This window comes from Actinoalloteichus spitiensis RMV-1378 (assembly GCF_000239155.1).
Taxonomy (GTDB): Bacteria; Actinomycetota; Actinomycetes; order Mycobacteriales; family Pseudonocardiaceae; genus Actinoalloteichus_B; species Actinoalloteichus_B spitiensis.
Map to the genome: position 1 here is coordinate 1 of NZ_AGVX02000265.1, position 12,189 is coordinate 12,189.

The 12,189-nt window shown below is 70.8% G+C and carries 8 protein-coding genes and 1 pseudogene; 8 read left to right on the forward strand and 1 reads right to left on the reverse strand.

What is annotated here, in order from left to right; genetic code table 11:
• A pseudogene (locus ACTIDRAF_RS0212805) lies at window positions 1–295 on the forward strand (hypothetical protein); the annotation flags it as partial.
• A gap of 317 nt (window positions 296–612) precedes the next feature.
• The gene (locus ACTIDRAF_RS0212810; protein ID WP_083886266.1) at window positions 613–2,157 is read left to right on the forward strand and encodes an MDR family MFS transporter; all 1,545 of its coding nucleotides are present in this window, start codon (window positions 613–615) and stop codon (window positions 2,155–2,157) included.
• A gap of 282 nt (window positions 2,158–2,439) precedes the next feature.
• On the opposite strand, the gene ACTIDRAF_RS0212815 is transcribed toward ACTIDRAF_RS0212810, so the two are convergent.
• Window positions 2,440–4,092 carry an alanine/glycine:cation symporter family protein gene (locus ACTIDRAF_RS0212815; protein WP_016699140.1) on the reverse strand — a complete coding sequence of 551 codons (1,653 nt, stop codon included), beginning with the start codon at window positions 4,090–4,092 and terminating at the stop codon, window positions 2,440–2,442.
• A 551-nt stretch (window positions 4,093–4,643) separates the two neighbouring features.
• Here ACTIDRAF_RS0212815 and ACTIDRAF_RS0212820 point away from each other — a divergent pair.
• From ACTIDRAF_RS0212820 to ACTIDRAF_RS28625, 6 genes are all read left to right on the forward strand, one after another.
• Complete coding sequence (locus tag ACTIDRAF_RS0212820) at window positions 4,644–6,098, forward strand: SLC13 family permease (protein ID WP_026066045.1); 1,455 nt, start codon at window positions 4,644–4,646, stop codon at window positions 6,096–6,098.
• A 228-nt stretch (window positions 6,099–6,326) separates the two neighbouring features.
• A complete protein-coding gene (gene clpB / locus ACTIDRAF_RS0212825) occupies window positions 6,327–8,921 on the forward strand; it encodes an ATP-dependent chaperone ClpB (protein WP_016699142.1) in 2,595 nt (864 codons plus the stop codon).
• 156 nt (window positions 8,922–9,077) lie between these two features.
• Window positions 9,078–9,791, forward strand: coding sequence for a type III secretion system chaperone family protein (locus ACTIDRAF_RS28620; protein ID WP_016699143.1), 714 nt, complete (start codon window positions 9,078–9,080; stop codon window positions 9,789–9,791).
• Between the two features lie 100 nt (window positions 9,792–9,891).
• Window positions 9,892–10,665, forward strand: coding sequence for an SDR family NAD(P)-dependent oxidoreductase (locus ACTIDRAF_RS0212835; protein ID WP_026066046.1), 774 nt, complete (start codon window positions 9,892–9,894; stop codon window positions 10,663–10,665).
• Window positions 10,666–10,739: 74 nt separating this feature from the next.
• Complete coding sequence (pyrE, locus tag ACTIDRAF_RS0212840; RefSeq protein WP_052168814.1) at window positions 10,740–11,324, forward strand: orotate phosphoribosyltransferase; 585 nt, start codon at window positions 10,740–10,742, stop codon at window positions 11,322–11,324.
• A 135-nt stretch (window positions 11,325–11,459) separates the two neighbouring features.
• Window positions 11,460–12,189: LemA family protein (locus tag ACTIDRAF_RS28625; protein ID WP_085944848.1), on the forward strand; the 730-nt coding region annotated here is incomplete at its 3' end.

Consider the following 12,189-nt stretch of genomic DNA (forward strand, 5'->3'; position numbering starts at 1 on the left):
GGCCGCCCGGGCCGCCGCCGAGACGGGGGTGTCCGACCAGGAGTGGTGGTCCCGCCGTTCGACCCAGTTGCGCGCGGTGGCGCCCGACTTCGCCACCCGGTTCCCGAACTCCGTGCTCCTGGCCGGTGACGCCTCGGCGGCGAGCCCGGGTGGCGACGCGCCGCGTCCGACGGGGTCGGAACGGGAGGACCGGGCGTGGGGCCGCGAGGTTGACGAGGTCTTCGTCGCGGGGCTCACCGTCCTGCTGGACGGTCTCTCCTCCGGCACGAGTACGCCGGCTCCCTCCGAGGGCTGAGCCCGCGCCACCTGCCACCGCCACCCCCGGCCCTGCGACCGGGGAGGCGCTCGGGTCGTCGCTGGCCCCGGTGGTCCGGCGTTGTGGTCCGGCGTTCGGCGTCTCCCCGCCGGTCGCCCGGACGCGCCGCCGGGCCCCGTCCCGGTAAGCCATCTCACCCGGCGCCGCGTGGTGGGTGCTCCCTCGCGGGGTAAGGTTGCATTAGGCAACTAACGACTAGGGAGAACGCGAGGGAGAACCAGGTGGCGGTGTCGCACGGGAGGCAGGACGCGGCGGCGGGGGGTGTGGTGGCTCCGGGGGAGGCCGGCCAGCCCGCGATGTCCCACCGGGAGATCATGCGGGTCTTCTCGGGCCTGCTGCTCGCGCTGCTGGTCGCCATCCTGAGCTCGACCATCGTGGCGAACGCGCTGCCCACCATCACCGCCGAACTCCACGGCACGCAGGCCCAGTACACCTGGGTCGTCACCGCCACCCTGCTCGGCGCGACCGCGACCACTCCGGTGTGGGGCAAGCTGGCGGACCTCTTCAGCAAGAAGCTGCTGCTCCAGATCGCGATTTCCGTCTTCACCCTCGGTTCGGTGCTGGGAGGCCTCGCCCAGTCGATGCCGGTGTTGATCGGGTTCCGCGCGGTGCAGGGGCTCGGCCTGGGCGGGGTGCAGGCCCTCGTCCAGGTCGTCATCGCCGCCATGATCAGCCCGAGGGAACGCGGCCGGTACAGCGGGTACCTGGGCGCGGTCTTCGCGGTCGGCACGGTCAGCGGGCCCCTGATCGGCGGCCTCATCGTCGACACCCCGTGGCTCGGGTGGCGCTGGTGCTTCCTCGCGGGTGTCCCGGTCGCGGTGGCGGCGCTCCTGGTCATCGGCCGGACGCTGCGGCTGCCGACCGTCCGGCGCCCGGCACGGGTGGACTGGCTCGGAGCGACGCTGCTGGTGGGCGGTGTCAGCCTGCTGCTGGTGTGGGTCTCGCTGGCCGGGCAGTCGTTCGCCTGGGCGTCGTCGACGACGGCGCTGCTGGTCGGGGGTGCGGTGGTGCTCCTCGGACTGGCCCTCGTCGTGGAGTCACGGGCAGCCGACCCGGTCGTCCCGCTCCGCTTCTTCCGGGACAGGACCACCGCGCTCTCCGTGGTCGCCGGCGTCGGGCTGGGGGTGGCGATGTTCGGTGTTCCGGTGTTCATCGGCCAGTACTTCCAGGTGGCGAGGGGCTACTCGCCGACGGTCGCCGGGCTGATGACCATCCCGCTGGTGCTGACGCTGGCGCTCACGTCCACCTTCTCCGGCCAGCTGATCAGCAGGTTCGGTCGGTGGAAGCGGTTCCTGCTGGTGGGATCGGTGGCGCTGCCCGTCGGGCTCGGTCTGTTGGCGACGATCGACCACCGGACGGACCTGGTGCTGGTGGGGGTGTTCCTCGCCGTCGTGGGCGCGGGGGTGGGGTTGTGCGCGCAGAACCTCGTCCTGGCCGTGCAGAACACCGTTCCCGCCCGTGACCTCGGATCGGCGACGGCCCTGGTCACCTTCTTCCGATCCCTCGGAGGCGCCTCCGGCGTGTCGGCGCTCGGCGCCGTGCTGTCCGCCAGCGTGGCCGCCCGGGTGGGGACGGGAGGCGGCCAGAGCGCGTCCCTGGATCTCGCGGTGCTTCCCGAGGGGGTGCGCGCCGAGGTGATGGCGGCGTTCGGTGACGCCACCGGAACCGTCTTCCTCGCCGCCGCGCTGGTCGCCCTGGTGACGTTGTTCGCGGTCCTCGGCATCCGGGAGGTGCCGCTGCGGACCACCGTCGACGAGGAACCCGCCGGGAAGGCCACGCCCGGGTCGAGTTCCGGCGTGCTGGCGGCGTCGGCGTCGGCACGGTCGGGGGAGCGCCCCTGACCGAGGGTCATGGTGCTGCCCGTCCGCCCCGGCCCTCACCTGGACGGTGTCACCCTGTGGAGTTGTCCACCGACTGTGGATAACTCCACAGCCCACAGGGGACCGCCCCAAGTTATCCACAGGGTGTGTGGACAACTTGGGGCGGAACTGTGGATTTGGCGTGGACTGGCTGTGGATACCTGGGGATAACTGGGGATCAGTTGGGGATATCCGGTGGAAAACCCGAGTCCGGCCGGGCGTGTCTGTGGATAACTGCCGGTGTCACCCCCGGTGTGGGCAACCTCAGCCCACGCCGTCCTTCTCCCGGTCGGAGGCCTCTGGCGGCGAGCCCGCCGCCGATCCGGAGGTGTCCTGGTCCACCGGGCGGATCTCCCCGGACTTCAGCTTGCCGAGGAAGTCCTTCAGCTCGCGCTTGACGACGGGTGCGAGCAGGTAGAGCCCCACGATGTTGAAGAACGCCACCCCGAACAACACCGCGTCCGCGAAGTCGAGCACCGGACCCAGGGTGAGGACCGCTCCGCACACGATGAGGGCGCAGTAGACCGTGCGGTAGGTCGCCGAGCTCAGTCGACCTGCTCCGAACAGGTGGTTCCAGGCCTTCTCGCCGTAGTAGCTCCAGGTGATCATCGTGGAGATGGCGAACAGCGCGACCGCGACCATCAGGACGTAGGGGAACCACGGCAGCACGGTCTCGAAGGCGTTGGACGTCACCGTCACGCCCTCCGGGCTGTCAGCCCCAGCAGCCACCGCCGCCTTGGCGTCGTGCCAGAAGTCCGTGCTGGCGATCACGATCGTCAGCGCCGTCATCGTGCAGATGATCACGGTGTCGACGAAGGGCTCCAGCAGCGCCACGAGCCCCTCGGTGACCGGGTGGCGGGTGCGGACCGCCGCGTGCGCGATCGGTGCCGACCCCACGCCGGCCTCGTTGGAGAAGGCGGCTCGCTGGAACCCGATGATCATCACGCCCAGCGCTCCGCCCGCGACGCCCTCGGGGGCGAAGGCGCCGGAGACGATCTCACCGAAGGCGCGTGGCACCTCATTGACGTTCACGAGGATGACCACGAGGCAGGCCAGCACGTAGATGACGCCCATCGTCGGCACGAGCCGCGAGGTCACCTTGCCGATCGACTTGATCCCACCGACGATGACCAGCGCCACGAGGCCAGCGAGTAGTAGTCCGAAGATGAAGGCGGCTCCCCCTCCACCGAGGAGACCGTCCTCACCACCGGTCACCGAACGCAACTGGGCGAAGGTCTGGTTGGCCTGGAACATGTTCCCGCCGGCGAGGGCGAAGAACAGCAGCATCACCGAGGCGCCGATCGCCAGCACCTTGCCCAGCGAGCGGCCGAAGCCGTTGGGGAAGCGCTCGGCGATGCCCTGGCGGAGGTAGTACATGGGGCCGCCGTGGACGGTGCCGTCCGCGTCGATCTTGCGGTACTTCACGCCCAGGGTGCACTCGACGAACTTCGTGCACATGCCCAGGAGCCCGGCGAGGATCATCCAGAACGTCGCGCCAGGGCCACCGACGGTGACCGCCACGCCGACGCCCGCGATGTTGCCAAGGCCGACCGTCCCCGACAGCGCCGAGGAGAGGGCCTGGAAGTGCGTGATCTCCCCAGGCTCGTCGTTGCGCGTGTATTTCCCACGCGCGATCTGGATCGCGAGCCGGAACTTGCCGAGCTGGACCAGGCCGAAGTACGCGGTGAACACCGCTGCCGCGATGACCAGCCAGGCGACGATGACCGGGAACGCCGCTCCGAAGACCGTGATCTCGGCGAAGATGATGGACGACGTGAATGACTCGATGGGTGCGAAGACGCTGTTGATGGCGTCCTCGACGCCGGAAAGGACTCCGCCGTCCTGCGCGAGGAGGACGGGTGCCGGGTCGCCGGTTGGCGGACTTGGCGGCGGGGTCGCCGTCGTGATGTGTGACATGGCATGACAGTGCACGGGGAAACCCCGGTTCACCGCAAGAGGGCGGGCCGAATTTGATGCGGAGCGTAACAATTGTTACTGCCCCGTTTCGGTTGATTGCGGTGGCGTATGCCCTAGCCACGGGAACGCTGCCGGGTTCCTGGTCGCCGTCCGTAGTGATCCGTATCACGGATGGTTCACGATTGCTCCTTCTGGGAGAGTGCCGTCGCGCCGGTGGTTCCTGGCGGGTCCCCGCCACGCCGACGATGAGCGTGGACTCGCCGCTCCGCGGCCGGCTGGTCCCGTGGTCGACAGTCGGCTCCTGCTCGAACGCCTCGCGATCGTCCCGATGGGCCAGGGGCGCCTGCGCGCTGGGCGGGGCGAGGGTCGAGGGGCGAGGGTCGCCACCGGTGGAAGTGGTACGAGTCACACGTCTGGGGTATTTTTCGCACTCAGTGACTCACGGGAGGTGGCGGGTGGACCAGACCGGGCGCGAACCCCACGCGGAGGAGTCTCGGGGGCGAGTCCCCGTGACCGAGGGTGAGACCGGTGCGGGGGCTGCTGACCAGCGGATCTCCGCGGCCGCCGAACCCCCGGCCACGGTTCGGAGGCGGTGGATAGGCCTCGGGCTCGGCGTCGTGCTCGCGCTGGCGGCCTTCCTCGCGCTCCCCGACTCCCTCTCCCCGGCGGGACGCGGTACCGCGGCGGTAGCCGTGCTGATGGCCGTGTGGTGGATGACGGAGGCCATCCCACTGCCCGCGACCGCGTTGGTGCCGCTGGTGCTCTTCCCCGCGCTCGGGATCGCCGAGGTGGGTGATGCGGCGAGTCCCTATGCCAACGACGTCATCTTCCTGTTCATGGGCGGTTTCATGCTCGCGCTGGCGATGCAGCGGTGGAACCTGCACCGGCGGCTCGCCCTGGCGACGGTGCTCGCCGTCGGGACCAGTCCTCGCCGACTGGTGGGCGGCTTCATGCTGGCGACCGGCTTCATCTCCATGTGGGTTTCGAACACCGCCACGGCGGTGATGATGCTGCCCATCGGTCTCTCGGTGCTCGGCCTGGTCCGGCAGCTCGGAAAGGGTGAGGGCGACACCAACTTCGGGACCTCGCTGATGCTGGGAATCGCCTACGCGGCGTCCATTGGCTCGCTGGGAACCATCATCGGAACTCCCCCCAACACCCTGATGGTGGGTTACCTCCGCGACTCCCACGACATCCACATCGGTTTCGGGCAGTGGATGCTCGTCGGGGTTCCGCTCGCGGTGGTCTTCATGTTGCTGGCGTGGCTGGTGCTGACCCGCTTCGTGTTTCCCCCGCGGATCAGGAACATCCCCGGCGGCCGCGAACTCATCCGCCGCGAACTCGCCGCGCTGGGCCCTGTCAGCCGGGCTGAGTGGATGGTGCTGGCGGTGTTCGTCCTCGCCGCCCTCTCGTGGATCTTCCTGCCCCTCGTCACCGGGGCGAGCAACATCGACGCCGTGATCGCGATGGCGGTGGCGGTGATCCTCTTCGTCCTCCCCGTCGCCCCGAGGAAGGGGGTGGCGGTACTCGACTGGCAGACCGCCAAGGAGATCCCGTGGGGCGTGCTGTTGCTCTTCGGTGGGGGTCTGAGCCTGTCGAGCCAGTTCTCGGCGACCGGGCTGAGCGAGTGGATCGGAGAGCAGGTCGCCGGCGTTGGCGCCATCCCGGTGGTGCTCCTGGTGGCCGGGGTGACCGTGCTCGTGCTGGCGCTGACCGAGCTGACCAGCAACACGGCGACCGCCGCGACCTTCCTGCCGATCATGGGCGGGGTGGCCCTCGGGCTCGGGCTGGACGTGATGACCTTGGCCATACCGGTAGCCCTCGCCGCCACCTGCGCCTTCATGCTGCCGGTGGCGACGCCGCCCAACGCGATCGCCTTCGGGTCCGGGTATGTGCGGATCGGGCAGATGGTGCGGGCGGGGCTCTGGTTGAACCTCATCGCCATCGTGCTGATCACCCTCACCATGTACGCCCTCGCCGGTTGGGTGTTCGGGCTGACCGTCTGACGTCGACGCGCTTCCGACGACCGCTCGCCCCCCGGTGCGCCCGCCGGGGGGCGAGTTCGCGTCCGTGCTTGGGTGGTCCACACCACACCCGGATACGTGGTTGAGTGGAACTGGCTCAACTTTTCTGACGTTGGACGTGTGGATGAGCGGAGCCGGGCGAGGGCGCGGCTCCGGTCGGGGCTCGGAGCCCCGGGAGCCGACCAGGTGTACGAGCTGACGAGGTGAGGGATGGACGCGTTCAATCCGACCACGAAGGTCCAGCAGGCGATCTCCGCTGCCGCACAGGCCGCCACGTTGGCCGGCAACCCCGACGTGTCGTCGGCCCACCTGCTCGGGGCCCTGCTCGCCCAGGGGGACGGAGTGGCGTCGCCGCTGCTCTCCGCCGTCGGCGCCGACCCGGCCGCGTTGCGCGGTGACCTGGAGCGCCTCACGGCCAGCTTGCCCTCCGCCACCGGCGCCACGGTGAACGCTCCCCAGCTGTCGCCCGAGGCGGTCCGCTCCGTCACCCACGCCCAGCGGCTGGCCACCGAGATGGGCGACGAGTACGTCTCCACGGAGCACGTGCTGGTCGGGCTGGCCAAGGAGGGCGGTCGGGTGGCCGACCTCCTGCGCGACCACGGCGCCACCCCTGACGGCCTCCGCGAGGCCTTCACCCGGGTCCGCGGCTCGGCCCGCGTCACCACCCCCGACCCGGAAACCACGTACCAGGCGCTGGAGAAGTACGGCGTCGACCTCACCGAACGCGCCCGCCGGGGCGAGTTGGACCCGGTGATCGGTCGGGACACCGAGATCCGCCGGGTGGTCCAGGTGCTCTCGCGCCGGACGAAGAACAACCCGGTGCTGATCGGGGAGCCCGGCGTCGGCAAGACCGCCATCGTCGAGGGCCTGGCCCAACGCATCGTGGCCGGTGACGTCCCGGAGTCGCTGCGGGGCAAGCGGGTGGTGGGGCTCGACCTCGGGTCGATGGTCGCCGGCGCGAAGTACCGGGGCGAGTTCGAGGAGCGGCTCAAGGCGGTGCTCAAGGAGATCACCGACTCGGCCGGCCAGGTGGTCACCTTCATCGACGAGCTGCACACCATCGTCGGGGCGGGAGCCACCGGTGAGAGCGCCATGGACGCCGGCAACATGATCAAACCGATGCTGGCCAGGGGCGAGCTGCGGATGGTCGGGGCGACCACGCTCGACGAGTACCGGGAGCACATCGAGAAGGACCCGGCCCTGGAACGGCGCTTCCAGCAGGTCATGGTGGGAGAACCCTCCGAGGAGGACACGGTCGGGATCCTGCGGGGCCTCAAGGAGCGCTACGAGGTGCACCACGGGGTGCGGATCACCGACAGCGCCCTCGTCGCGGCGGCCGCCCTGTCCAACCGGTACATCACCGCGCGGTTCCTGCCGGACAAGGCGATCGACCTGGTGGACGAGGCCGCGTCCCGCCTGCGCATGGAGATCGACTCCCGCCCGGTGGAGATCGACGAGGTGGAACGGGCCGTGCGGCGGCTCGAGATCGAGGAGATGGCACTGGCCAAGGAGGCGGACGAGGCGTCGCGCGAGCGGTTGGCCGCCCTGCGGTCCGAGCTCGCCGAGCGCCGGGAGGCTCTGGCCGGCCTCACCGCCCGCTGGCAGAACGAGAAGACCTCCATCGACCGGGTGCGGGAACTCAAGGGCCAGCTCGAACAGTTGCGCGGCGAGTCCGAACGGGCCGAACGGGACGGTGACCTCGGGCGCGCGGCGGAGCTGCGCTACGGGCGCATCCCGAGCCTGGAGAAGGAACTCGCCGCCGCCACCCAGAACGGCCGGGAGCAGCAGGTCATGCTCCAGGAGGAGGTGACCTCCGACGACGTCGCCGAGGTCGTCAGCGCCTGGACGGGCATCCCCGCCGGCCGGTTGCTCGAGGGGGAGACGACGAAGCTGCTGCGGATGGAGGAGGCCATCGGGGCCCGGGTGATCGGCCAGGCCGAGGCGGTGCGGGCGGTCTCGGACGCCGTCCGCCGGGCCAGGGCGGGAGTGGCGGACCCGGACCGCCCCACCGGCTCGTTCCTCTTCCTCGGCCCCACGGGCGTGGGCAAGACCGAACTGGCCAAGGCGCTCGCCGGTTTCCTGTTCGACGACGAACGCGCCATGATCCGCGTGGACATGTCGGAGTACTCCGAGAAGCACTCGGTGGCGCGGCTGGTGGGCGCCCCGCCCGGGTACGTCGGCTACGACCAGGGCGGGCAGCTGACCGAGGCCGTCCGCCGCCGCCCCTACTCGGTGGTGCTGCTCGACGAGGTGGAGAAGGCGCACCCGGACGTCTTCGACATCCTGCTCCAGGCGCTCGACGACGGCCGGCTCACCGACGGGCAGGGGCGCACCGTCGACTTCCGGAACACGATCCTGGTGCTCACCTCCAACCTCGGGTCGCAGGCCATCGCCGATCCGACCCTGGGGGAACGGGAACGGCGGGACGCCGTCCTGGCCGTCGTCCGCCGGCACTTCAAGCCCGAGTTCCTCAACCGGCTCGACGACCTCGTCGTCTTCCACTCGCTGTCCACCGAGGAGCTGACCAGCATCGTCGACATCCAGATCGAGGCCCTGGGACGGCGGTTGGGGCAGCGCCGCCTGACGCTGACCGTGTCGCCGGCGGCCAAGGACTGGCTCGCCCTCAACGGTTTCGACCCGGTCTTCGGCGCACGGCCGCTGCGCCGGCTGGTGCAGACCGCGATCGGCGACCAGTTGGCCAGGAAGCTGCTGTCCGGCGAGATCCGGGACGGCAACGAGGTGGTCGTGGAGGTCGACGACAGCGCACCGAGCGCCGACCGCCTGCTGGTCACCGGGCGGGTCTGACCCCGACCCGCCCGGGCACCGCCAACCCGGTGGGGGCCGCCGCGCCCTGAGCAGCGAGTTCGCCGTCGGAGGCCGCTACTTCCGGTCATTTGGCGAACAACCGGGCATTCGATCTTCGTGAACGTGCCCCGGCTCGCTACCCTGCGGAGTGTGGGGATGCCGACTTGGGTCTGGTTCACGGCGGCCGTAGTGTTCGCCATGGCGGGTGCCGCGCTGCTCGCCACCGATACGGCGCAACGCAGCGCCCGCAACCGGGAACGGCGCCGATGGGCGGCGTTGCGCGGTTGGCAGTTCGCGGAGAGCGACCAGGTGTTGCCGACCCGGTGGAGCCACGGCTACCTCGCGGCGCAGAACGGTGGCGTCGCCAGCGACGTGGTCGCGGGCTCCACCTTCACCGCCGACGGCCGGCGCCAGGTGTACGTGTTCGACCACGAGGCGGGCGGGAAGGCCGGGGCCGTGCTGGTCGCCGTGCGTTGCCGGCAGCAGTACGACGTCGTGGTCGAGCTCTGGCTGCCCAGCGTCCCCGTTCCGCAGGAGTCGGGTCTGGACCTCCTCGGACCGGTCGGTTCCCGGTACGCCTTCGTCACCCAGCTTTCGGCCGCCCGCCAGCTGATCACCCCGGACCTCGTCGAGGCCGCGGAGGAGGTCGGTGACGACGTCACCGTGGTCTGGTTGGAGAAGGAGTGGGTGCTGGCGGCCGCGCCCGCCAACGCCTCGCCCTCCCGCCTGGAGCGGCTGCTGCGCGACGTCGGGGAGATCGCCGACCTGATCGACCCCGTGGACGAGGAGGAGCGGGAGCAGCAGCGCACCCACGCCCTCACCGTCGACCAGGAGGACGAACGCATCTTCCGGCCTTCGAGCCAGTCCTGACCGCGCCGTCGGGCGAACGCGTCCCCAACCCGTCCCCGAGGGGAGCCGGAGTCCGGGCGACTCACCCCCATCACTCGTTCAGGTTGTTACCGTGCGGTGCATGCCCACCGCGCTGATCACCGGTCCAACCTCGGGAATCGGGTTGTCCTTCGCCCGCCGCCTCGCCGCAGAGGGGTACGACGTCGTCCTGGTCGCCCGGACCGAGTCGAAGCTGAGTTCCCTGGCCGCCGAACTCGGCGACCGCTACGGGGTCGACACCGAGACGATCACGGCCGACCTCGCCGAGGCCGGCGACCGCGACCGGGTGGCCACGCGCCTCCGGGACGAGGAACGGCCGGTGGACCTGCTGGTCAACAACGCCGGCTTCTCCACGGGCGGGCACTTCGAGCGGAACGAGTTCTCCGCGCTGCGCTCGCAGCTGGAGGTCAACGTCACCGCGGTGCTCCAGCTGACCCACGCCGCGCTGCCCGGAATGCTGGCGCGGCGGGGCGGGGACATCATCAACGTGTCCAGCATCGCCGGCTTCCTGCCGGGCCGGGGTTCCACCTACACCGCCAGCAAGGCCTGGGTGACGTCCTTCACCGAGGGCTTGGCAGCCGGGGCCCGGGACAGCGGGGTCCGCCTCCTCGCGTTGTGCCCGGGGTTCACGAGGACGGAATTCCACGAGCGGGCCGACATCGACATGTCCGGGCTTCCCGGGGCGTTCCGGTTGGACGCGGACTTCGTCGTGCACGAGGGCCTGCGCGACCTGCGCCGGGGCCGCACGATCTCGGTACCGGGCAACCAGTACAAGGCGTTGGCCTCGGTGTCCCGGCTGTTGCCCCGCTGGCTGGTCCGCCGCGTCGCCGGCCGCACCGCCCGCGGCCGGGACTGAGCCGGCCCGCGACAGGGGTGGCCCCCCGGACCAGCGCCCGGTGCCGGTCCGGGGCTGTGCGAAGCTAGCGAACCGTGCGAGAAGCGGCGGCATCGAACTCCCCCACCCCGAACGTGGATCCCGAGGACAAGGCTCGGCTGGCCCGCCTGGTGCGGGAGCTCGCGGTCGTCCACGGCACGGTGACCCTGTCCTCCGGCGCCGAGGCCGACTACTACGTCGACCTGCGCAGGGCGACGCTGCACCACCAGGCCTCGCCGCTGATCGGTCGGCTGCTGCGGCAGCTCACCAGCGACTGGGACTTCCAGGCGGTCGGTGGGCTCACCCTCGGGGCGGATCCGGTGGCGGGCGCCATGCTGCACTCTGCGGCGACCGAGGGCCTCGCGTTGGACGCCTTCGTCGTGCGGAAGGCCACCAAGCAGTACGGCATGCAGCGGCAGATCGAGGGGCCGAGCGTCGCCGGCCGGCGGGTGCTCGCGGTGGAGGACACCTCCACCACCGGCGGCAGCGTGCTGACGGCCGTCGAGGCGCTGCGAGCCGGGGGCGCCGAGGTGGTGGGCGTGGCCACGGTGGTGGACCGGCAGACCGAGGCGCGTGACCGGATCGAGGCGGAGGGCCTGCCCTACCGCTACCTGTTGGATCTCGACGACCTGGGGCTCTGAGCGCGTCCCCCGGCGACCGGGGTGGGCCGGAGCCGCGCGGCGGCGGTGCGTCCCGGCGGGGGCGGTGTGAGGTTCGCGTCGGACTTTTTTCCCGGAGACCTCTTCCCGACCCGCGTGGGCGGGTAGCCTGCGGGCGTGGATGCCCTGCTCGTGATCCTCGTGGTCCTGCTCGTGCTCGCGGTCGTGGTCGGAATCGGCTACGTCGTGAGCTACAACCGGTTCATCGCCCAGCGGAACACCGTCGAGGAGTCCTGGCGGCAGGTCGACGTCGAACTCCAACGACGTCACGACCTCATCCCCAACCTGGTGGAGACGGTGCGCGCCTCGGCCCACTTCGAGCAGACGACGCTGCAACAGGTGATCGCCGCCAGGTCGCAGGCGATGCAGGCCCGCCAGGCGCACGCCAGCGTCCACGACCAGGGGCAGGCCGAGCAGCAGCTGTCCGGAGCGCTGCGCGGTTTCTTCGGCATCGCGGAGAGCTACCCCGAGCTGAAGTCGAACCAGAACTTCCTGCACCTCCAGAAGCAGCTGGCCGAGACCGAGGACCGGATCGCCGCCGGTCGCCGCTTCTACAACGGCAACGTGCGGGCGCTGAACACCAGGGTCGAGTCGTTCCCCTCCTCCATCGTCGCGGGCATGGCCAAGATCACCAAGGCCGATTACTTCGAGGTCGACGACCCGAACGCCCGCGCCACCCCGTCGCTGTCCGGTGCCTTCGGATCCCTCACCGGTGGGGCGCCCGCCGCGCCGCAGCTCCAGCAGCCCACCGGTGGCCCGCAGTACGGGCAGCAGCCCGGGCCCCAGGTCCACGGCCAGCCGCCGCAGCAGTTCGGCCAGCCGCACCCCGGCCAGCCGCAGCCGCCGC

Coding starts and splice junctions, on each gene's coding strand:
- ACTIDRAF_RS0212810 (WP_083886266.1), top strand. CDS start 613: ATGTCCCACCGGGAGATCATGCGGGTCTTCTCGGGCCTGCTGCTCGCG.
- ACTIDRAF_RS0212815 (WP_016699140.1), bottom strand. CDS start 4,092: ATGTCACACATCACGACGGCGACCCCGCCGCCAAGTCCGCCAACCGGC.
- clpB (WP_016699142.1), top strand. CDS start 6,327: ATGGACGCGTTCAATCCGACCACGAAGGTCCAGCAGGCGATCTCCGCT.
- ACTIDRAF_RS28620 (WP_016699143.1), top strand. CDS start 9,078: ATGCCGACTTGGGTCTGGTTCACGGCGGCCGTAGTGTTCGCCATGGCG.
- ACTIDRAF_RS0212835 (WP_026066046.1), top strand. CDS start 9,892: ATGCCCACCGCGCTGATCACCGGTCCAACCTCGGGAATCGGGTTGTCC.